Below are 21,016 nucleotides of genomic sequence, written 5' to 3' on the forward strand. Positions count from 1 at the left end.
GGCCGAATGTCGGATTCTCGTGACCGCTGCGGAGACTAAGGTTCCCACCATGATTGGAAATGAGCGGTGAGGTCGTTCCTCGCAGTTTCCGGGGAGCTCGCTCCGACCCCCACCGTCCTGGCGCACCTCGCCGGAACGCCGGCCGTGACCCGCACCCCGACCGGCTGGGTCGCGATGGGCGGCCCCGACGCGACCGACCGGGTCGACGACGGCTCGTTCACCGTGCGGCTCGGCAAGGCCGCCCGCACGCGCGGCGGTGACGTCTCCACCGAGGCCCTCGCGGTGCTGCTGCGCGACGGCGTCAAGGCCGACGGGTCGCTGCTGGCCGCACTGGTCCCGCCGTTCGGTGCCGCGCACAGCGACGGCGCCTCGGTCGTCGCCGCCACCGATTGGCTCGGATTCCAGCAGCTCTTCTGGTGGCAGGGGCCGGGCGTCGCCGCCGTCTCCACCAGCGCGCTCGCGCTGCACGCCCTGGCCGGGGCCGGGCTCGACCGGCAGGCCCTCGCCGTGCAGAGCCTCGTCGGCTGGCAGGTCGGGTTGCGAACCGTGTTCGCCGAGGTCAGCAAGGTCCCGGCCGGCAACCTCGCGGTGCTGGAAGCGGGCCGGGTCACCCTCCACCGCTACGTCGAGGAGTCCCTCGCCGTCGACGGCCGGCCGCCGTCCGTCGAGGAGGCCGCCACGGAGCAGGCCGCGCTGATGCGCGAGTTCCACGAGAACTACCTGCGCGACCACCCGCGGTCCGTGCTCCAGCTGACCGGCGGTCAGGACACCCGCGTGCTGCTCGCCGCGATCCCGCCCGGCCTGCGCCGCGACCTGCCGGCCCTCACGCTCGACGTGCACGGCGGCGCCGACTCCCGCTTCGCCACCCGCCTCGCCGGCCTGACCGGCATGAACCTGCAGGTCCACTGGATGGACGACGGCCCGGCGGTCACGCCCGCCGAAGCGTTCTCGCTTGCCCTGCGCGCGGCGCGGGAACTCGACTGCATGGCCAGCCCCCTCGCCCTGGCCCCGTTGCTGAGGGCCGAGGCCGCTCTGGAGCAGGGGCACCGGTTTTCCGGCCTCGGCGGCGAGACCTGTCGCGGGTTCTACTACTTCGGGCAGCCCGGCAACTCGGTGACCGGCCCGCGGCTGATCGAGAAGCTCGCGACCTGGCGCCTCTACGCCAACGAGGCCGTCACCCCGGACGCGCTCGCCCCCGACTTCGCCGCGTCCGCCCGCTCCTCCGCGCTGGCACTGATCGTCGAGTCCTTCGAGGGCTACCCGTCGGAGTGGCTGGCCGCGACCGACCACTTCTACCTCTACCAGCGGATGCAGCGCTGGTCAGGCGCCCACGGCTCGGTCGCCGCCGCGAACCGCCACTTCATCAACCCCATGTTCGACCGCCGCTTCATCCAGCTCGCGCACGCGGTCCCTCCGTCGGACAAACGCGGCGGCCTCCTGACCGGCCGCCTCATCTCCCTGCTCGACCCGGCGCTGGCCGCGGTCCCGCTGGACTCCGGCCTGATCCCGAACCGCCTCGGCAAGCCCGGCCTGGCCGCCCGCACCGCGGCGTACCGGGTGACAGCCCAGAAAGCCGCCCGCAAGATCCGCCAGAAACTGCGTGGCCAGGGCCGCCCCCAGCTCGGCGCGTCGGAGATGGCGTCGTTGGTGGTGGCTCACCTGCGAGCCGAACCCGCTGCGGCCGCCCCGTTGCGCGCGACCGGCCTGATCCGGGACCAGTGGCTGGACGACGTCCTGGCCGCCCGGACCAGCCCCGAGCCGGCCACGGTCGCCTTCCTCCTCAACGTTCTGGCCGCCGCGTCGTAGCCGGTCCCCGGTGCAGCCCCGCGTGAGTCGTCGGGGCCGCCGCCCCGCTGTTGGTCGCGGACGCGGCGCGCCTCGCCGGCTCCGCTGGTTCTCACCGTGGTCATGAGGCACGAATAACCACGGTGAGAACCAGATGGAAAGGGTGACTCGCGCTGCTTCTCGGCACCCGTTACGGCCTCGCGTGGGTCCTTTTGAGCGTGACCACCCACGGACGCCGCCCTTTCGGGATTTGCGTTCTGGGCCGCCCGCGGCCCTGCAAATTCCGGAAGGGTCCCCGCGGGAGCGACGATCCGGACCACAGCGGAGACAGGCAATAAAGAATTTCATGCGCCAATAGGCGGGACCGAATACGCGGCCCCGCCTATGAGCACTCTCAGGCGAGCTCGCGCAGGACGTCGACGATGTACTTCTGATCGCCTTCGGTCACCTTGTGGTGCAGCGGCAGGATCAGCGAGTCCCGCGTGATCCGTTCGGTGACCGGCAGCGGCCCGGGTGTCACGTCGGCGTAGGCGGGTTCCAGGTGCGCCGCCATGATGCCGCGCCGCGCCGAGACGCCACGTTTGGCCAGTTCAGCGAGGACGTCGTCGCGGCTGGTCCGGTATCCCGGGTTGATCAGGACCCAGAACGACTGGTAGTTGGTCTGGCCGTGAGCGGGGTCGCGCACCGGGACCAGGCCGTCGATGCCGGACAGCAGCGACTGATAGTTGGCCGCCAGTTCGCGACGCTGCGTGACCAGACCGGCGAGCCGGCCGAGCTGGACCAGCCCGACCGCGGCCTGGATGTCGGTCATCCGGTAGTTGTAGGCGGTTTCCAGGTACGCCTCGAGCACCGGCTGTGAGCTGGCATGGCGGTCGGCCGCGGACACGTTCATGCCGTGTTCGCGCAGCCGGCGCAGGCGTGTCGCCACCGAGGCGTCGTCGACGGTGACCATGCCGCCCTCACCGGTGGTGAGCACCTTGCGCGGGTGGAACGACCAGGCGGCGACGGCGGCGCCGGTGCCGGCCGGCTGACCATGAGCGGTCGAGCCGGCGGCGCAGGCGGCGTCTTCGACGAGGGCGACGTCCCAGTCCGCGGCGGCCTTGCGCAGCGCGACCGTGTCGAACGGCACGCCGCCCTGGTGGACGGCGATGATCGCGCGGGTTCGCGGGGTGCGGACCGCGTCGATCGTCTCGACGGTCAGGTTGCCGGTGGCGAGGTCGACGTCGGCGAAGATCGGTGTGGCGCCGACGTAGCGGACCGCGTTCGCGGTGGCGATGAACGACAGTGACGGGACGATGACCTCGTCGCCGGGCCGCAGGTCGAGCAGCACCAGCGACAGGTGCAGGCCGGTGGTGCAGGAGCTGACCGCGACACCGTGACCGGCGCCGACGGTTGCCGCGAACTCCTGCTCGAACTGCTTGACCCGCGGCCCCTGGGCGACCCAGCCGGAGCGGACGGCGTCCGCGGCGGCCTGGGCCTCCTCCTCCCCGAGCATGGGGATCATGACGGGGATCACTTCGAGGACCGCCACCACTCGACGAGACCCTCCAGGCCTTCGGTGAGGCCGATCTCGGCGCGGAAGCCGATCGTCTCGTAGGTGTGCTCGACCTCGGCGAGCCGGCGGGTGACGCCGTTGACCGCGCGCGCCGGGCCGTGCTCGGGTACCAGGTCGGACTTCATCGCCGCGGACAGCGCGGCGGCCAGCTCCTTGAGGCTGGTCTCCTCGCCGGACGCGATGTTGAACACGTCGTCGGTCACGTCGGCCTGAGCGGCCAGGATGTTGGCGCGCGCGATGTCGGCGACGTGCACGAAGTCCATGGTCTGCAGCCCGTCGCCGAGGATCAGCGGGGGAGTGCCGGCCTCGATGCGCTCCATCCAGCGGATCAGCACCTCGGTGTAGAGACCGAAGATGTCCATCCGCGGGCCGTACACGTTGAAGTACCGCAGCGCGACGTAGTCTAGGTCCTTCATGGCCTTGAAGCTGCGCAGCGTCGCCTCGTTGAACGCCTTGGCCGCACCGTAGAACGTGTCGTTGTTGTACGGGTGGTGGCGCTCGGTCGTCGGGAATTCCTCGGCCAGGCCGTAGACCGACGCCGACGACGACGCGATGACCTTCGTGACGCCCGCGTCGGCGGCCGCCTCGATCACGTTGAACGTGCCGTCGACGAGCACCTCGTTGGCCAGCCGCGGCTCCTCGGCGCACTGCGTGATCCGGATCGCGGCCAGGTGGAAGACCAGGTCCTTGCCGGCGGTCACGGAACGCACCAGGTCGACGTCGCGGATGTCGCCCTCGACGAGCGTGACCGGGCCGTTCTCGAACGCCCAGGCCAGGTTCTCCCGCCGGCCGCGGACGAAGTTGTCCAGGACGACGATCTCCGCGGCGCCGCCACGGACGAGTTCGTCGACAACGTGCGAGCCGATGGTGCCCGCACCGCCGGTGACCAGGGCGCGCGCGCCCTCGATCGATACTGCCGTCACGCCATGTGCCCTTCGTCGATCGTGATCATCGTGCCGCCCTCGGCGAGGCTACGGGACGCCGCCTGCAGCAGTCCCAGTACCCGCAGACCGGAGCGGCCGTCGGTGAGCGCGGGCGTCTTGGTGGTGATCGCCCGTGCGTACTCGTCGACCATGGTGCGCAGCGCCTCCCGCTCGGTGAGCGCCGGCGCGACCATGTCGCCGGAGCGGTACGAGATCAGGATGTCCCGGCGCTGCTCGTCGCCGAGCTCGTCCGGGGACGCCACGTCGACGCCCCGGTCGTAGATGGCCAGCCGCTGGCTGGGGTTCAGGTCGTCCCACACGAGCGTCCGCTTCGACCCGCCGAAGATCGCGGTGCGGATCTTCACCGGAGACAGCCAGTTCACGTGGATGTGCGCGATCGCGCCGTTGCTCAGCTGCAGCGTCAGGTACGCCACACAGGCCCGGCCGGCGCCGATCCCGTCCGCGCCGTGCGCCGCGACGGCCACCGGGGTGAGGCCGTCCGGCAGCACGAAGTCCAGGATCGACAGGTCGTGCGGCGCCAGATCCCACAGCACGTCGATGTCCTTCTGGACAAGACCGAGGTTGATCCGTACGGAGTCGAGGAAGTGCAGTTCGCCCAGCTCGCCCGCGTGCAGCAACTCGCGGATGCGCAGCACCGCCGGGGTGTAGCAGTAGGTGTGGTCGCACATCAGGGTCAGACCGCGCTCGTCGGCCTCCTCGACGAGCGCAAGCCCTTCCTCGTACGTCGCGGCCAGTGGCTTCTCGACGAGGACGTGCTTGCCGGCGCGCAGTGCGGCCAGCGCGACCTTGAGGTGGGTCCCGGCCGGGGTGGCGATCGCGACGGCCTGCACGGCGGGGTCGGCGAGCACCTCCTCGAGGTCGGCGGTGACCTGCACGGTGGAGTACCCGCCGAGGACACGGCGGGCCCGCTCGACGTCGAGGTCGCAGAGCCGGCGCAGCCGGAACTGCGTGCTGGCCTGGAAGTTGCGGACGAGGTTGGGGCCCCAGTACCCGGCCCCGATGACGGCGATCCCGATCGGCTCGGACGCGTTCAACAGACTTCCCGTTTCTCTGGTCGGGCATAGCAAACCCTTGGCAAGCTATCGATCCCCTTAGGAGTGACGCCAGATCCAGGTCGGAATCCCGCGCTCCCGGCGGCGAAAGCCGATCCGTTCGGCCGTTCCGGTTAGACCAACGGCCACAACAGAGGTACGCGTCGAGTTCCCGACAACCACAGCGGTGGCCGGCCGCTACCCTGTGCCGGACCTGACGTGAAGGGCTTTTCATGACCGACGTGACCGTGGCACCGACCGCCGATGTCGACCCCCGCGCCGAGATCGGTGCCGGCACCCGGGTCTGGCACCTCGCCCAGATTCGTGAGGGCGCTGTGCTCGGCAGCAACTGCAACATCGGACGAGGGGCGTACGTCGGCCCGGGCGTGACCATCGGCGACAACGTCAAGCTGCAGAACCACGCTCTGGTCTACGAACCGGCCGAGCTCGCCGACGGCGTGTTCATCGGACCGGCCGCCGTGCTCACCAACGACGAGTACCCACGCTCCGTCACCCCGGACGGCCGTCTCAAGGACGGCCACGACTGGACCGCGGTCGGCGTCACGATCGGCGAGGGCGCGGCGATCGGCGCGCGGGCGGTCTGCGTCGCCCCGGTCACCGTCGGCCGCTGGGCCCTGGTCGCGGCGGGCGCCGTGGTCACCACGGACGTGCCGGACTTCGCCCTGGTCGTGGGCGTGCCCGCGCGGCGCGTCGGCTGGGTCGGCAAGGCCGGCAAGCCCCTGACCCCGAAGGGCGACGGCGTCTGGGTCTGCCCGGAGACCGGCGCGTCCTACGTCGAGGCGGGGGACGCGCTCACCGAGGCGTGATCCCGCGGCCGGGCGCCCTGACCGCTGTCTGCTTCGCCCGGCGCGGGACCCGGAACTCGACCTCGGTGCCCTGGCCGGGACGGCTGTGAATCGTGGTGGTGCCGCCCAGATCGCTGATCCGGCCCCGCATCGACTGAGCCACCCCGAGACGGCCGGCCCGGGCGGCCTCGTCCAGCCGGGACTCCTCGAAACCGGCTCCGTCGTCGCGCACCGTGACGCGCACCGCGTTTCCTTCGTCCTCCAGGAGGATCCAGGCCCGCGCGGACGGACCGGCGTGCCGGCCCACGTTGTCCAGTGCCGCCCGCACCGCCGCGAGCACCTCGCCGGTCCGGTCCAGCTCGACCGGATCGACCGGCGTCGCCACCTCGACCACCGGGCCGGCGAGCCCGATCAGCGCGGCTCGCAGGTCCGTCCCGGCCGCGCCCGCGGAGCCGCCACTGAGCAGGTTGCGCAGGGCCGCCTCCTGCTCGGCGGCGAGTGCGGCCAGTCGTTCGCCGCCCTCGCGCTGCACCAGGGCGAGCACCTGCAGGACGCCGTCGTGGATCGGCCGGGCCAGCCGCTCCCGCTCGGCCGCCGCGGCCTCCCGGCGGATCAGCTCCGCCCGCCGGCGTTCGGCCCAGCGTTCGGTGATGTGGTGGGCGACGCCCAGCCCGGCGATCGCGGCCGCCGCCACCAGCAGCAGGTATCCCGCGGTCACCATGTGCGGGACCGGTTCGGCGGTGAAGCCGATCGGGGTGCGGCCGCGAACGAAGCTCACCTGGGTGGTGAACAGACCGGCCAGGACGAGAGTGCCGGCCAGCGGGCCGAGCGCGGCCGGCAACGCGCCGCGCGGGGCGAGGACCGGGGTGATCGCGCCGACGACCGCGACCGCCGCCCCGATCGTCAGCATCAGCAGGATCAGGGCGGGGAGGACCCGGTGCTGGGCGATCGCCTTCTCGGGGTGGCCGCCGGCCGCCTCGTAGGTGATGAAGAGGGCGGTCGCGGCACTCACCGTGAGCGCGGCCGCCGCCGCGACCCGCCACCGGCTCGCGGCGATCACCGCCCCGATCGCGGCTCCGGCGAGCGCACCGGTCCAGCGTGCCGCCGGTGACGGGAGCAGCGACGCGACCGAGAGCGCCAGCGGCGTCGAGACTCCGATCTGCACGGTTGCGGCGGTCGCGGCCCCGGCGAGCGACCATCGGCCGGTGACCGCGGCGAGACAGAGCCCGACAACCAGCACGACCGCGCCGACGATGGCGGTGCGAGCCAGGGGATAGCGGTCGAAGGTGCTGTCCCGCACGTCCAGCCACCCACCGAGCCGGCCGAAAGCGGTCAGCGCCGGAGGAGTGATCAGGAGTGACGCCGCCGCGGCCGCGACGATCAGGCGGACGCGCGCGGCCGTCCACGCCTCGGCCGGCTCCCGCACCCACAGTGCCGGGACGACGGTGATCAGCGGCAGGACGGCCGGCACCGGGGGGTGCGCTCCGGCCAGCAGCACCGCCGCCGCGCTCAGGCCGGTCAGTCCCGCGGCCGCGGCCCGGCCGCCCCGCCGGTGCAGGCTCTGGGCGGCGCCGAGGACCCCCACGAGCAGTAGTGGCATCGAAGCCAGCACCCCGCCGGCGATCAGCGCCACGGGCCAGCGGCGCGCCATGAGCAGTGCGAGCACGACAGCGAGGGTCCGGGTGATCCCACCGCCGGGCACGGTCGCCACGATCGACAGGCAGCCGCCGGCGCCGGCCAGGGCCACCCGCCACCGCGCCGATCGTTCGCTCATGTCGATCACCATCGTAGTGATCGAGTGGTGCGGCGCCTGAGTACGGATACTCAGGTCGTCAGGATCGCGACATGCCGTCAGTCACCCGCCGGTCCTCGGGCGGCGCCGGCCGTCGCGCCGTGGTCGAAAGGCCCGGATCATCGAGGCGACCGAGCGGCTCCTGGCCGGCGGCACGAGCAGGCAGCATTACTGTATGAAGTTGAGCAGCGTGGCTGTTCATCCACAGTCGGCGCGGGTGCTCACACGTCGGTGGACTCACCGGCCGGCAGGATCTCCAGCGGCAGCCCGGTCAGCCCCTTCTCGCCGAGCAGCATGCGGGCCGAGTTCTGCCCCAGCTCGCTGAGCATCAGCTCGTGCACCTGGATCATCCGGGCCGGGCGGACGGCCCGGACGAACTCGGCGGCCTCGCCGAGCTTGGTCCACGGGCCGCTGGTCGGCAACAGCAGCGTCTCGACCTCGGCCTCCGGCACCCGGTAGGAGTCGCCGGGGTGGAAGACCCGCCCCTCGACCAGGTAACCGACGTTGTCGACCAGCGGGATGTCCTCGTGGATGAGGGCGTGCCGCTCGCCGTGCACCTCGACCCGGAAGCCGGCCACCTCGAGGCGGTCACCGGCGCGCACGGCCACCACCCGGCCGTCGCGCTCGCCCAGCTTCTCCCGGATCGCGGCCGGCCCGTAGACGCGCAGCTCCGGACGCCGGTCCAGTTCCACGGCCAGGGCCGCGTCGTCGAAGTGGTCGAAGTGCTCGTGCGTCACCAGCACCGCGGTCGCCTCGGCGATCAGCTTGGCCGCGTCCGGGGTGAACGTGCCGGGGTCGACGAGCAGGGTGCCGTCGCCGCCGCCGGTGAACGCGACGCAGGCGTGGGTGTGCTTGGTCAACCGCATGGTCTTCTCCTCGTGCCATAGCCCAGATATACAGCTGAACTGTACAACAAAGCTGTTGAAAGAACAGCTTCGCTGTATTGTTGGCGGATGACTACGGGCGCCGAACCAGAGGAAGAACTCGCCGAGCGGCTGCGACTGTCGATCGGCCGTCTCGTGCGCGGTACGCGCACGGGCGCGGACACGCTGCCGCGCACCCGCTCCGAGGCACTGGGCCTGCTCCTGCGCGAGGGGCCACGGACCATCGCCCAGCTGGCCGGGCACCGGGGGGTCAAGCATCAGAGCATGAGCCGGACCGTCGCCGAGCTGGAGGCGCTCGGACTGGTCGAGCGGCAGCCCAGTCCCGACGACGGGCGTGCCTTCGTGATCACCCTCACCGAGGCCGGCGCCGCCGCGCTCGACGCCGATCGTCAGGCCCGGCGGCGCCTGCTGGCCACCGCCATCGCCGAGCGCCTGAGCCCCGCCGAGCGGGAGATGCTCGCCGTCCTGCCGACCCTGCTGGACCGACTTTCCGCCGCGATGGAGCAGTGAGAACGGCTGGGAAGTGGGCAATATAGACCGGGGAACGCGAGTGGATCAGCCGTACGGGCAAAGTTTGTTGGCCGTTCGGGTGGTTTCAGGTTCGTGCTGTTCGGAGAATGACGAGCCGCGAGTTCGCTGGATCATCGGCGGACGCGGGAGAGACTGAACCGGACAGGGAGTTGTTTGATGACCGTCATCGTTGACACCGCCGTCGAGACGGATGCTGCGACCAGCACGGATTCGGCCGGCGAGCTGATCACCGCGATGGCTGCGCTGCCCGTCGGTCACCCGTCGCGCTCGCAGCTTCGTGACCGCGCCATCGAGGCCTGGCTGCCGCTGGCCCGGCACCTGTCCAACCGCTACGCCAACCGGGGTGAGCCGCGCGACGACCTCTACCAGGTCGCCGTGATGGGGCTGATCAAGGCGGTCGACCGGTTCGAGGCCGATCGCGGCGTCGACTTCGCCGGGTTCGCGGTGCCCACCGTCATCGGTGAGCTGAAGCGGCACTTCCGTGACAAGACCTGGTCGGTGCGCGTGCCGCGGCGGCTGCAGGAGCTGCGCCTGGCGATCACCGCGGCCAACAACGCGCTCGCGCACGAGCTGGGCCGCTCGGCGACCGTGGCCGACATCGCCGCCCACCTCGGCATCAGCGAGGACGAGGTGATCGAGGGGCTGGAAGGTGCCCGTGCCTACAACTCGACCAGCCTCTCCACGCCGATCAGTGACAGCGGCACCGAGCTGGGCGAGACGCTCGGCGGCATGGACTCCGGCTTCGAGGAGGCCGAGCTGCGCGTCGCGCTGGGCCCGGCGATGGCGACCCTGGACGAGCGCGAGCAGAAGATCGTCAGCCTGCGCTTCTACGGCAACCTGACCCAGTCGCAGATCGCCGACCAGATCGGCATCTCGCAGATGCACGTCTCCCGGCTGCTGACCCGCGCCCTCGCCAAGCTCCGCAAGCAGCTCGGCGCCGCCGCCATCTGACGCGCCCCGTCTGCCGAAGCACCCCTGAGGCCCAGCCGGCACCCCGGCTGGGCCTCGGGCCGTCTCAACCCACTCGAACCACCCCTGACCGCCGGCCACGTGCCCTCCGGCCGACCCTCAGCGCCGCCTCGGCCCACCCGAAACACCACTGCGCGCCGGCCGCGCGGTCTCGGCCGGCTCTCCGGTGTGTCTCGGGGCGGTCGAAGCACCGCTGACGCCCCGCCGAAGCCGCGACTCGGCGCGGCCGGCGGGGGCCGGCTTGGCCCGTGGGGTCAGTTCGGGGGGGTTGTGAGTGGTGAGCAGGGCTGCGAACTCCTCGGCCGGCATGATGCGCAGGCCCAGCTCCTCGGCCTTCGTCGCCTTCGAGCCGGCGCCGTCGCCGACCACGACCAGGTCGGTGCGTTTCGAGACCGACCCGGAGGACTTGCCGCCGAGCCGCTCGACGGCCTCGTTGCCCTCGTTGCGGCTCAGGCCCGGGACGGAGCCGGTGACGACCACGGTCATCGGCGACCCGTCCTCCTTCTGCAGCGGCAGGCGCGGCCCGTCGGCCGCAGGGGGCGCGTCGGCGAACGGGGTCACGCCCGGCTCGACCATGTTGACGCCCCGCGCGACGAGTTTCTCGATCACCGGCGCCAGGTCGGCCAGCTCGGCCGCGATCGTCGCCGCGCGTTCCGGCCCGACCGCCTCGACCTGCTGCAACTGCTCGACGGTGGCGGCGCCCAGCGCCTCCATCGAGCCGAAGTGCCGGGCGAGCCGCCGTGACATGGACCGGCCGGTCATCCGCACGCCCAGGCCGGTCAGCACCCGGGAGAGCGGCTGCCGCTTGGAGCCCTCGATGTTCGCGACGAGTTTCGCCGCGGAGGTGCGGCCGAGTCGTTCCAGCTGTGACACCGCCTCGACGTCCAGGTCGTAGAGGTCGGCCGGGTCGGTGACCATCCCGGCCGCGACCAGGGCACGGATCACCTTGTCGCCGAGCCCTTCGATGTCCATCGAGTCGCGGGCCGCGAAGTAGGCGAGGGACTCGGTGGCGCCGCAGGCCCGGCCCTGGGTGCAGCGCCAGCGCTTCTGCGACCGGTCGATCTCGCCGCCGCAGCGCGGGCAGACCTCGGGCGCGGCGAACGGCTCCGAGCCCTCCGGGCGTTCCTCGAGCTTGGCGCCGGTGATCTCAGGGATGACCTCGCCGGCCCGGCGGACGAAGACCGTGTCGCCGACCCGCACGTCCCGCCGGACCAGGTCGCCGAAGTTGTGCAGGGTGGCCGAGGTGACCACCACGCCACCGACCTGGACGGGCTCGATCACGGCGACCGGGGTGATCACGCCGGTGCGCCCGACCTGCACCTCGATGCCGACGAGGCGGCTCGTGCGGGTGTCGGCGGGGAACTTATAGGCAATGGCCCAGCGCGGCGCCCGGCTGGACGACCCGGCCGCGTCCCGATCGGCGGGGGAGTCCGCCTTGATCACCACGCCGTCGATGTCGAAGCCGAGCTTGTCGCGCAGCGCCCCGAGGTTCGCGATCGCGCCGACCAGCTGGTCCGCGGTGGAGCAGACCGCCATGCCGGCCGCCGAGCCGCCGGTCGTGGAGACGCCCAGCTCGGCGATCGCCGCCATCGCGGCGCTGTGCGTGAGCCCTTCGCCGCCGGGCAGGTCGTGCACCGCGTAGGCAAGGAAGGACAGCGGCGCCACGTAGGCCCGGTCCTGCGCGCGCAGGGTGCCGGCGGCGGCGTTGCGCGGGTTGGCGAACGGCTGGCCGCCGTGGGCCGTGCGCAGCTCGTTGGCCTTGGCGAAGTCCTCGTCGGTCATGAAGACCTCGCCGCGGACCTCGACCGTCACCGGTCGTGCCAGCTCGCCGGGAAGACCGGCGACGGCCCGGGCCTGCGCGGTCACGTCCTCCCCGGCGCGGCCGTCGCCGCGGGTCGCGACCTGGACCAGCGCGCCGTCCACATAGCGCGCGGCGATGGCCATGCCGTCGATCTTCGGCTCGACCGTGTAACCGGCGGCCGGGCGGCCCAGCACCTTGTCGAGGCGGGCGGCCCAGGCCCGCAGCTCCTCCTCGTCGAACACGTTGGCCAGGCTGAGCATCGGGGTGCTGTGCTCGACGTCGCCGACCACACCGCCACCGGCCCCGACCACCTCGGCCGGGGAGCCGGCGACGGCCCACCCGGGCTGTGCCGCCTCGGTCGCGGTGACCCGGGCCAGCAGCGCGTCATACGTCGCGTCGTCCATGGCCAGGTCGGTGCCGGCGTAGTAGGACGACGCGGCCGCCCGCACCCGCTCGACCGCCGCACGATAGTCGTCGGCGGAGTCGAACGGCTGGGCGTGCGCCGCGTCGACGACGGGGGCGATCTCGGGCTCGGTCGGCATCGTGCACTCGTTTCGTCGCTGGTTGCGGTGTCAGTGACCTTGATACCGGAGGGGTCTGACAAAACGCGGGGGTGGCGCACGGCGTACGGAAAAGAAGTTTCTGATCCCGAGGGGTTTGAGCGAACGCTCAAGACTGCTACGTTTGAGCAGTCGCTCAACCCGGCGGGAGGGCCTGTGGCCAGGGTTTATGTGGAGACGATCATCGACGCGCCGATGGATCGGCTCTGGGCGGCGACCCAGGATCCGCGCCGGCACGCCCGGTGGGACGTCCGGTTCGGCCGCATCGATCCGGGTGACGGATCCTTCACCTACGCCACCTCGGTGCTGCCCGGGGTGGAGATCAGCGGCTACGGCGTGCCCAGCGGCGAGCGCCGCCGGCCCGACGGCAGCGGGGTCTCGGCACTACGGTTCGGCTCCGACGACCGGCGGTCACTGATCCGCGACGGCTCCGGATACTGGCGCTACGAGCCGACCCCGTCCGGGATCAAGTTTCTCACCGGGTATGCCTACCGCCCTCGCTGGGGACGCCCCGGCCGCGTGATCGACGTGGTGTTCGGGCCGCTCTTCGGCTGGGCCACCGCCTGGTCGTTCGACCGGTTGCGGCTCTGGCTCGAGCGCGGGGTCCCGCCCGAGCGCGCCCGGCGGCACGCCGTCGCCGAGTTCGTGCTGCGCGCGACGCTGGTCGTGGTCGCGATCGTCACCGGCTGGTGGCTCCTCGCCGTCCCGGCCGTCCTGCTGCCCCCGCATCCGCTGACGCCGGCCGCGCGCCGATGCCGTCGCCGCCCCCGGAAGGAAACCGCACGATGACCTCGGTGTTCCAGCAGGCGCTGGGCGACGACTTCGACCGGCTGCACCCCGAACTGCAGCGTCGCCTCGGCGTCGACGGCGAGCGCGACCAGGGCTGCGTGGGCATGGGCACGATGGACCGGGTGTGGCGCGGCGGGGCGTTCACCGCGCCGTTCCTGCACGCCGGGACGCTACGGCACATCCTGTTCCCGGAGACCGGCGCGAACATCCCGTTCACCATCGAGAACTATGCCTATCCGGACACGTACGGCCGTCCGACCCTCACCTTCGTCCGCACGTTCCAGGTCCGTCCGCACCGGCGCCGCCGCTTCGACGCCACCATGGTCTACCACCCCGGGCGGAACGTCGTCGTCGACTACCTGGGCACCACCCAGCATCTCGCCGTCGACCTCGACGTGAGCACCGACGGGCAGGGTGGCCTGCGGATCCGTAGTGGCGCCCAGGTGTTCCGCGGCGGGCTGCGCTGCCCCCGGCTGGTTCTCGGGGACGCCGAGGTGCGCGAGTCGTGGGACGATGCCGCGGGGTGCTTCCGGATCCGGGTGACGGTGACGAACCGGCGCTTCGGCCCGCTCTTCGGATATCACGGGACGTTCCGGGCCTCCTACGTACGGGCTGGATCTCCCGTGCCGGCCGCGGTCCTGCCCCTTCGGGAGAACCCGGCCTGACCTCACCCCTTGCGTGAGTCGTCGCCCGGGGCCTTGAACTGGATCGTCTTGTGCGTGCCGTCGCAGAACGGCTTGATCGCGGACTTGCCGCACCGGCACAACGCGATCGTGCCGCGGGACGGATCGATCGGCTCTCCGTCGGCGGTCCGGAGCTCGAAGTCGCCGCGCACGATGAGCGGGCCGTCCTCGTACGGAGTGATGATCGAAGTCATGCCGCAGGGATCCCCGTTTCGCGGCGGCGCAAACGGGAATCAGGCCGCCCATGAAGCTGCCCTCCCCGCGGGGATCACTGTCGGACACCTTGATCGGCGCCCTGGGCGGTGCGTCTCCGCTCGCACTCGCCGAACCGGACGACGACGAGGACCTCCAGCTGTCGCTGTTCATCTGTTACGAGCTGTCCTACCGGTCCTGGGACGGCGTCGACGACGCCTGGGAATGGAACCTCGACATGCTGCGCCTCCGCGCCGGCCTGGAGGAACGCTTCGCGGCCGGGCTCGGCCGGCCGGAACCCGCCGACCCGGAGACGGTCCCGGCCGCGCTCGCGGCGATCGTGGCCGCCGACGACGGGCCGTCGCTCTCCGGTTACCTGCGCGGACGCGCCACCCACGAGCAGTTCCGCGAGTTCGTCACCCACCGCTCGGTCTATCACCTGCGCGAGGCCGACCCGCACAGCTGGGCGATCCCCCGGCTGGGCGGGCGGGTCAAGGCCGCTCTGCTGGAGATCCAGATCGACGAGTACGGCGGTGGCGCCGTCCACAAGATGCACCAGGAGCTCTTCAAGCAGACCATGTCGTGGTTCGGGCTCGACCTGACCTACGGCGCTCACGTCGGCGTGGTGCCGGCGCCGGCGCTCGCGGTGAACAACCTGATGTCGTACTTCGGGCTGCACCGCGCCCGCCGCGGCGCGCTCCTCGGGCACCTCGCGGCGTACGAGATGACGTCCTCCCTGCCGAACCGCGCCTACGCGAACGGGTTGCGCCGGCTCGGCGGGGACGCCAGCGCGACCGCGTTCTACGACGAGCACGTCGAGGCCGACGCGGTCCACGAGCAGATCGCGGCGCACGACCTGTGCGGGGCGTTCGCCCGCGACGAGCCGGAACTGGCCGGTCAGGTGCTGTGGGGCGCGAAGTGCGCGCTGGAGATCGACAACGCGTGGGCGCGGTCGGTGCTGGACGCGTGGGCCTCGGGAGGGTCGTCGTTGCGGGTGTGACGTCTCGGTCGCCGTCGACGTGGTATCCGACAAGGTCGGGACCAGGACAAAGCTCCCGTACTCGACGCCGCCGCGCAGTTCCGGGAGGACGACGAACACACGGTCGCGCTGCCCGTGCAGCGGCTCGGGCGGGGCATCGGCCAGCGGACCGCCGAGGTGCTGCCCCGCGGCGCGTCCGAAGCCGGCGTGATCACCGCGAAGCAGCACGCCGGCGAGGCCGGGGAGTTGACGGCCGGCCCGGACATCAGCGCGGTGCCGATCATCACCCCGCGCTCGTCCCGGACAACCACGGTGAGGCCCGGCTAGGCGGCGAGGGTGCGGCCGAGGCGGCGGACGGCCACGGCGAGGCAGAGGGCGCCCATCGCTGCCAGGTAGCCGGCCGCGATCAGGATCCTCGGGGACAGGATGCCGAGCGCCGGGTTCCGCAGCAGCTCGATCGCCTGGTAGAGCGGTAGCCACTGCACCACGACCTGCACCGGGCGCGGGTACACCGACAGCGGGTAGAACGTCGTCGCGAACAGGAACATCGGCAGCATCACCAGCTGGATGTACTGCATGTCCTGCCAGTCCCGCAGGAACGTCACGACCACCACGCCCGCCGTCGCGAACGCGAACGCGATCAGGGCCGCGCCGGGGACGACCAGGATCGCCCACGGCGACTCGACCAGGCCGGACGTGGTGATCACGGCAAGGAACGCCAGGCTCACGAGCGTGCCGCGCAGCACCGCCCACGCGATCTCGCCCAGGGCCACGTCGCGTTCGGACAGCGGGGTGGCGAGCATCGACTCGTACGTGCGATCGGTCTTCAGTTTGCCGAACATCAGGAACGTCGTCTCGTTCATGGCGCCGTTCATCGCCGCGGTCGCCAGCAGCGCCGGTGCGACGAAAGCGGCGTAGCGCACCGGTGATCCGCCGGTCACGCCGGTGACCGTGCCGACCAGGACGCCGATGCCGACCCCGATGCTGAGCAGGTAGAGGATCGGCTCGAAGATCTCGGCGAGCAGCACGTACCAAGTGTGCTTGTAGATCATCAGGTTGCGTTCGACGAGGACGGCGGCGCTCATGCGGTGAGCCTCCGGGTGTAGGCGCGCCGCCCGGCCGGATAACCGATGACGATCAGTGCCAGCAGGACGAGCACGTGGACGACGATCGGGCCGGAACCGCGGCACAACTCGGTGCCGTGCCACAACGGGCTGATCCAGACGAGCGTCCGCAGCGGGCCGGGGAGTTGCTCGGCCGGGAAGAACGTGCCGGAGAACACGTACAAGGGCATGATCACGAAGCGGAACAGGGCGCTGAGTTTCGCGGGGCGATCGGTGCTCACGGCGTACGCCGAGATCGGGGTGGCGAATCCGAGGGCGGTGAGCACCGCGCCGGGCAGCGCGGCCGGCGACGCGGCCCGGAAGACGAGCAGAACCAGCAGGATCGCGGCCGAGTCGAGGGTCGCGCGGAACGCGGTGAACAGCAGGTGCCCGGTGAAGATGTCGGAGGGTTCCATCGGCGTCGTGACGGCGGCCCGGTAGTTGCCGCCGATGCGCGCGGACTGGAAGACCGGGCCGGAACCGTGGATGAAGCCCATCTGCATTGCCGACGCGGCGAGCAGACCCGGGCCGATGAATGCCAGGTAGGAGCCGCCGTGCAGGTAGGCGCTGTTCCGCTCGTCGACCAGTCTGCCCAGGCCGAAGCCGAGCGCGGTGACGAACAGCAGCGGATTCGCGATGCTGATCACGGCGGTGCCACGCCAGGTGCGGCGGTAACGATGCCACCAGTAGCCGAATTCGTGCACGGCTGGAAAGCCCGTCGTGGTCATTCGATCAGCGTCCGTCCGGTCAGGGTGAGGAACACGTCCTCCAGACCGGCGCGGCGGACCAGCGCGGTCAGCGGATCCAGCCCGCGCCGCCCGGCCTCCTCCAGCGCGGCCTCGCCGTCGGTGGTGTAACAGAGCAGCCGATCGGGCAGCACCTCGATCCGCTCGCCGATGCCCTGCGCCTTCTCGGCCGCCTGTTCGTGCTGGTCAAGGGCAAATCGCAACTCCAGGACCTCGCGGGTGACATACCGCTCGATCAGCTCCCGCGGTGAGCCGTGCGCGACGATCGTGCCGCCGTCCATCACGGCCAGCCGGTCGCACAGATGCTCCGCCTCGTCCATGTAGTGCGTGGTCAGGATCAGCGTGACGCCGTCCTGCTTGAGCCGGAACAGCCGCTCCCACAGCAGGTGGCGGGCCTGCGGGTCGAGCCCGGTCGTCGGCTCGTCGAGCAGCAGCAGGTCCGGCTCGTTGACCAGCGACCGCGCGATCGTCAGCCGGCGTCGCATGCCACCGGAGAGATCCTGGACGCGGCTGGTCCGTTTGTCGGTGAGCCGCGCGAACTCGAGCAGCCGGTCGGTCCGCTCTCGGATCAGGCCGCGCCGCAGCCCGAAATACCGCCCGTAGATCAGAATGTTCTCCTCGACGGTCAACTCGGTGTCGAGCGTGTCGTCCTGCGGCACCGACCCGAGCCGCGCCTTGATCGCCCGCCGGTCGCGCGCGGCGTCGTGGCCGAGAATGCTCAGCTCACCACCGCTGCGCGGCGACACGCATCCGATCATCCGCATCGTCGTCGACTTCCCGGCCCCGTTCGGCCCGAGAAATCCGAACGCCTCCCCGCGCCGCACGTCGAAGTCGATCCCGCCGACCGCGACGTGCTCCGGCGGCCCCACGTAGACCTTGGTCAATCCCCGTGCACTGACCAGCACCCCCGCGTCATCCACGACCGAACGCTACAAGTCACGAACTGTCGGGCGCAAGAAATAAACAAAGAACAGAAAAACCAAGACTTTCTCGTACGTCGACAAGTGGCCCCGAGGCCGGCCCAGCGGCGCCGGCTCGGAGGTGACACGCGTGGTCATGAGGAGATCATCGGTTCGCCATGTGTGAGTCAGGCCCGGATCCGCGCGCGTGCCTACGGTCGTAGCTCATGAGTGCGCTGCCCGAGTGGGCCGACCCCGCCGTACCGGAAAATGATCTTGATTCTCAGGGTCTCAGCCGTCGCGGCATCCTGAAGCGTGCCGGCCTGTTCGGTGCGGCCTTCGCCGCGACCACGGCAGTGCCCGCCACCGTGCCGGCCGCCGCCTCGAGTGCCACGAATCCTGACCCCGAGCTGGTCTACCTCGTCGGCGACCACCACGTGCACACGCAGTACAGCCACGACGCGAAGTACACCCTGTCGCAGGCGGCCCGTCGCGGCGCGCAGTTCGGTCTGGACTGGATGGTGCTCACCGAGCACAGCAACGTCGGTCACGGAAACCTCGGCGCGGCCCAGGAGCACGCCGACATCGTCACCGCCCGCGCCGAGAACCCGCGCCTGCTGATCTTCCAGGGCCTGGAGTGGTACATCCCCGGAGCTGAGCACGCGACCGTCTTCACGCCGCCCGGCGATCACGAGGCCGACGTGCTGCGCCAGTTCGAGCAGTCCTTCGACGGGAAGCTCCTCGCCCGGACCGAGGGCACCGCCGCGAACGAAGCCCTGGCCGTGGCCGCCCTCGAATGGCTCGCCGCGCAGAAGGCCTCCGGTTACCTCGACGACGCGCTGGTGCTGGCCAACCACCCGTCGCGGCTCGGCATCGACTCCCCGCACGAGATCCGCGCGTGGCGCGACGCCGCCCCCGGCATCATGATCGGGATGGAGGGTGCACCCGGCGCGCAGGGTGCGGCGCTGCCCGGCCTGCGCGGCGCGACCAGCATCCGCGGCGAGTACGAGAACAAGCCGTCCGCCCAGTCCCACCCCGGCTATCCGCTCGACGCCTACGTCACCTACGGCGGCTTCGACTGGATGACCGCCACGGTCGGCGGCCTGTGGGACGCGCTGCTCGCCGAGGGCCGGCTCTTCTCGATCACCACCAACTCGGACAACCACCGGACGGTGCACGACACGCTGCGCAACGGCGACTACCCGGCCGGCAGCGGTTTCGACAGCCTCGGCAAGGTGCCGGACCCGGTCGAGACCGGCGTGGAGCAGCCCGGCAGTGACTTCTGGCCGGGGCAGTTCTCCCGTACGCACGTGGGCGTGACCCGTTTCGGACACCGCGAGGTGATGGCAGGCCTGCGCGCCGGGCGTGTCTGGGTCGACCACGGCCAGCTCGCCGACGGCATCGACGTGCGGCTCTCCTCGGCCCACGGTCACTCCGCGACGCTGGGCGGGCGGCTGCGCGTGCGCCGCGGGGAGCGGATCACGCTGACCGTCACGGTCGACAGCGCGTCACGTCCCAACTATCACGGTGTCGTGCCGCGACTGGCTCATCTCGACGTGATCCGTGGCCTGGTCACCGGCCGCCCGCCGGTGGACCGGGACTCCTGGCGGGCGCCGGACACGCGCGTGGCCGAGACCGTGGACGTCTCCCGGCGCAGCGGCCGATACACGGTTCGCATCCCGCTGGGCAAGGTCACGGCTTCCGGATACGTCCGGGTCCGCGGCTCGGACGGGAAGCGGCACGGGGCCGGTCTGCTGGGTGCCGGGATCGACCCGCACGGGCCGATCGCTCACACGCCGGGCGACGGCGACCCGTGGCTGGACACCTGGCTCTACACGAACCCGATCTTCATAGACGCGGTGTGAGGGCGGCCGGGGCCGGCTTGCCCGCCACGGGAACGACGGTCAGTGACCGGCGGCCGGTGACTACGAGCGGCGGCTGCGCCGCAGAAGGGCGACCGCAGCCGCCAGCACCGCGGCCGTTCCGGCGATCAGGAAGAGCACGAGCGGCAGGCGGGACGGCTTGTTGCCGCTCGCCCGGGCCGGCGCCACGTCCGTCGACGGCGATGCCACCGGCGCCGGGGACGACGGCGCCGGGGACGACGCCGCAACGGGAGCGGGTGCGTCGGGCAGCGGATAGCGCATGAGCGAAGGCTTGGAGCCCTCGGAAACGGTCACCAGCGCCGTTCCGTCGGCCGTGTAGGCGACCGACTCACCCTGCGGCTCGTCCGGCAGCGCGACCTGCCGTGGCGTGCCCGAGGTCAGCGCTGCGACCACGTCACCGCCGGTCACGTCGTACTCGAAGGCATCGGCGTAGGTGCGCAGCACCACGCGCGACCCGTCCGGGCTGGTCGCCGCCCCGGTGACCAGCAGTCGACCGGCGAACGAGAACGGATTGCTGGTCGCGGTGATCGGAACCGAGACCGACCCGGCGGACTTCAGCGCCGTCGTCCCCCCGGACCTCAGCGGCCCGGCCGGCACATAGATGCCGGCCGACCCCGCGGTCTTCGTCACGATGATCGGCGACCCGTCCGGCGCGATGAGCAGCGCCTCCGCGTCGTGCGCCCCGTCGGGATAGGACAACCGCAGCAGCGACGGCTCCGACGCGCCGGGAGCGAGTTTCCACAGCGCGACGGTGTCCCGCGACGAGCCGTTGTCGCCGATGTCCGCGACCCAGAGAGTGCCGTCCTTGCCCAGTTGCAGATCCTCGGTGTCCCGCGGCCGGGACGGGTACGACACCGTGCGCTGGACCGCACACTTCTTCGACAGGTAGAAGATCTTCCGGTGCGAGGCCTGGTCGGCCCCGTCGTTCACCACCACGTAGCCGTCAGCGGTGGCGACGAGCCCGGACAACTCGTCCAGACGCTTGTCGTCGATCTTGCAGACCGGCCCGGCCGCCACCGCGGCCGCGAGCATCGGGGCGAGCAGCATGCCCCATTCGACCATGCCGGTGCCACCCCGGAGAACT

The 21,016-nt window shown here is 71.5% G+C and carries 20 protein-coding genes; 9 read left to right on the forward strand and 11 right to left on the reverse strand.

From position 1 onward, the window contains the following. The first annotated feature begins 66 nt into the window (after positions 1 to 66). Positions 67 to 1,806, forward strand: coding sequence for a hypothetical protein (locus ACH442_RS38520; protein WP_396343052.1), 1,740 nt, complete (start codon positions 67 to 69; stop codon positions 1,804 to 1,806). A 373-nt stretch (positions 1,807 to 2,179) separates the two neighbouring features. Here the strand turns inward: ACH442_RS38520 and ACH442_RS38525 are convergent, their stop codons facing one another. From ACH442_RS38525 to ACH442_RS38535, 3 genes are read right to left on the reverse strand one after another with little or no spacing between them, the layout of a single operon-like run. Beyond that, positions 2,180 to 3,289 carry a DegT/DnrJ/EryC1/StrS family aminotransferase gene (locus ACH442_RS38525; RefSeq protein ID WP_396343053.1) on the reverse strand — a complete coding sequence of 370 codons (1,110 nt, stop codon included), beginning with the start codon at positions 3,287 to 3,289 and terminating at the stop codon, positions 2,180 to 2,182. 8 nt (positions 3,290 to 3,297) lie between these two features. Then, on the reverse strand, positions 3,298 to 4,263 hold the full coding sequence (locus ACH442_RS38530) for an NAD-dependent epimerase/dehydratase family protein (RefSeq protein WP_396343054.1): 966 nt from the start codon (positions 4,261 to 4,263) through the stop codon (positions 3,298 to 3,300). Then, on the reverse strand, positions 4,260 to 5,318 hold the full coding sequence (locus ACH442_RS38535) for a Gfo/Idh/MocA family protein (RefSeq protein ID WP_396343055.1): 1,059 nt from the start codon (positions 5,316 to 5,318) through the stop codon (positions 4,260 to 4,262). Before ACH442_RS38535 ends, ACH442_RS38530 begins: the two co-directional genes overlap by 4 nt. 230 nt (positions 5,319 to 5,548) lie before the next feature. Between ACH442_RS38535 and ACH442_RS38540 the strand changes: the two genes are divergently transcribed. Then, positions 5,549 to 6,142, forward strand: coding sequence for a DapH/DapD/GlmU-related protein (locus ACH442_RS38540; protein ID WP_396343056.1), 594 nt, complete (start codon positions 5,549 to 5,551; stop codon positions 6,140 to 6,142). On the opposite strand, the gene ACH442_RS38545 is transcribed toward ACH442_RS38540, so the two are convergent. Further along, positions 6,129 to 7,895, reverse strand: coding sequence for a sensor histidine kinase (locus tag ACH442_RS38545; protein ID WP_396343057.1), 1,767 nt, complete (start codon positions 7,893 to 7,895; stop codon positions 6,129 to 6,131). The genes ACH442_RS38540 and ACH442_RS38545 overlap by 14 nt on opposite strands. Before the next feature lie 239 nt (positions 7,896 to 8,134). Beyond that, complete coding sequence (locus ACH442_RS38550; protein ID WP_396343058.1) at positions 8,135 to 8,779, reverse strand: MBL fold metallo-hydrolase; 645 nt, start codon at positions 8,777 to 8,779, stop codon at positions 8,135 to 8,137. 87 nt (positions 8,780 to 8,866) lie between these two features. On the opposite strand from ACH442_RS38550, the gene ACH442_RS38555 reads away from it, so the two are divergent. Both ACH442_RS38555 and ACH442_RS38560 read left to right on the forward strand, forming a co-directional pair. Continuing rightward, positions 8,867 to 9,307, forward strand: coding sequence for a MarR family winged helix-turn-helix transcriptional regulator (locus ACH442_RS38555; protein WP_396343059.1), 441 nt, complete (start codon positions 8,867 to 8,869; stop codon positions 9,305 to 9,307). Between the two features lie 177 nt (positions 9,308 to 9,484). After that, on the forward strand, positions 9,485 to 10,279 hold the full coding sequence (locus ACH442_RS38560) for an RNA polymerase sigma factor SigF (RefSeq protein ID WP_396343060.1): 795 nt from the start codon (positions 9,485 to 9,487) through the stop codon (positions 10,277 to 10,279). Positions 10,280 to 10,396: 117 nt separating this feature from the next. Here the strand turns inward: ACH442_RS38560 and ligA are convergent, their stop codons facing one another. Beyond that, entirely contained in the window at positions 10,397 to 12,640 is a 2,244-nt protein-coding gene (ligA, locus tag ACH442_RS38565; protein ID WP_396343061.1) for an NAD-dependent DNA ligase LigA, read from the reverse strand. 174 nt (positions 12,641 to 12,814) lie between these two features. Between ligA and ACH442_RS38570 the strand changes: the two genes are divergently transcribed. Together ACH442_RS38570 and ACH442_RS38575 are read left to right on the forward strand one after the other, a co-directional pair. Continuing rightward, positions 12,815 to 13,447, forward strand: a complete 633-nt coding sequence (locus tag ACH442_RS38570) for a hypothetical protein (RefSeq protein ID WP_396343062.1) — start codon at positions 12,815 to 12,817, stop codon at positions 13,445 to 13,447. After that, a complete protein-coding gene (locus ACH442_RS38575) occupies positions 13,444 to 14,112 on the forward strand; it encodes a DUF4166 domain-containing protein (RefSeq protein WP_396343063.1) in 669 nt (222 codons plus the stop codon). The genes ACH442_RS38570 and ACH442_RS38575 overlap by 4 nt, the downstream gene beginning before the upstream one ends. A gap of 2 nt (positions 14,113 to 14,114) precedes the next feature. Here ACH442_RS38575 and ACH442_RS38580 read toward each other — a convergent pair whose 3' ends face one another. Continuing rightward, entirely contained in the window at positions 14,115 to 14,324 is a 210-nt protein-coding gene (locus tag ACH442_RS38580; protein ID WP_396343064.1) for a CDGSH iron-sulfur domain-containing protein, read from the reverse strand. Positions 14,325 to 14,374: 50 nt separating this feature from the next. Here ACH442_RS38580 and ACH442_RS38585 point away from each other — a divergent pair, with 50 nt between their 5' ends. Both ACH442_RS38585 and ACH442_RS38590 read left to right on the forward strand, forming a co-directional pair. Then, positions 14,375 to 15,322: an iron-containing redox enzyme family protein gene (locus ACH442_RS38585; protein WP_396343065.1), complete on the forward strand. Its 948-nt coding sequence runs from the start codon at positions 14,375 to 14,377 to the stop codon at positions 15,320 to 15,322. A 114-nt stretch (positions 15,323 to 15,436) separates the two neighbouring features. Further along, positions 15,437 to 15,628, forward strand: a complete 192-nt coding sequence (locus tag ACH442_RS38590; RefSeq protein WP_396343066.1) for a hypothetical protein — start codon at positions 15,437 to 15,439, stop codon at positions 15,626 to 15,628. On the opposite strand, the gene ACH442_RS38595 is transcribed toward ACH442_RS38590, so the two are convergent. The 3 genes from ACH442_RS38595 to ACH442_RS38605 are packed head-to-tail and all read right to left on the reverse strand — an operon-like array spanning position 15,625 to position 18,070. Next, entirely contained in the window at positions 15,625 to 16,386 is a 762-nt protein-coding gene (locus tag ACH442_RS38595) for an ABC transporter permease (protein ID WP_396343067.1), read from the reverse strand. The genes ACH442_RS38590 and ACH442_RS38595 overlap by 4 nt on opposite strands. After that, complete coding sequence (locus tag ACH442_RS38600; RefSeq protein WP_396343068.1) at positions 16,383 to 17,132, reverse strand: ABC transporter permease; 750 nt, start codon at positions 17,130 to 17,132, stop codon at positions 16,383 to 16,385. The genes ACH442_RS38595 and ACH442_RS38600 overlap by 4 nt, the downstream gene beginning before the upstream one ends. Next, positions 17,129 to 18,070, reverse strand: coding sequence for an ABC transporter ATP-binding protein (locus ACH442_RS38605; protein ID WP_396343069.1), 942 nt, complete (start codon positions 18,068 to 18,070; stop codon positions 17,129 to 17,131). Before ACH442_RS38605 ends, ACH442_RS38600 begins: the two co-directional genes overlap by 4 nt. 206 nt (positions 18,071 to 18,276) lie before the next feature. Here ACH442_RS38605 and ACH442_RS38610 point away from each other — a divergent pair, with 206 nt between their 5' ends. Further along, complete coding sequence (locus ACH442_RS38610) at positions 18,277 to 19,914, forward strand: PHP domain-containing protein (protein WP_396343070.1); 1,638 nt, start codon at positions 18,277 to 18,279, stop codon at positions 19,912 to 19,914. Between the two features lie 60 nt (positions 19,915 to 19,974). Here the strand turns inward: ACH442_RS38610 and ACH442_RS38615 are convergent, their stop codons facing one another. Next, positions 19,975 to 20,994: a hypothetical protein gene (locus ACH442_RS38615; RefSeq protein ID WP_396343071.1), complete on the reverse strand. Its 1,020-nt coding sequence runs from the start codon at positions 20,992 to 20,994 to the stop codon at positions 19,975 to 19,977. Positions 20,995 to 21,016: the final 22 nt, after the last annotated feature.

Origin of the sequence: Actinoplanes sp. NPDC020271, from assembly GCF_044388125.1 — a bacterium.
Classification (GTDB): Bacteria; Actinomycetota; Actinomycetes; order Mycobacteriales; family Micromonosporaceae; genus Actinoplanes.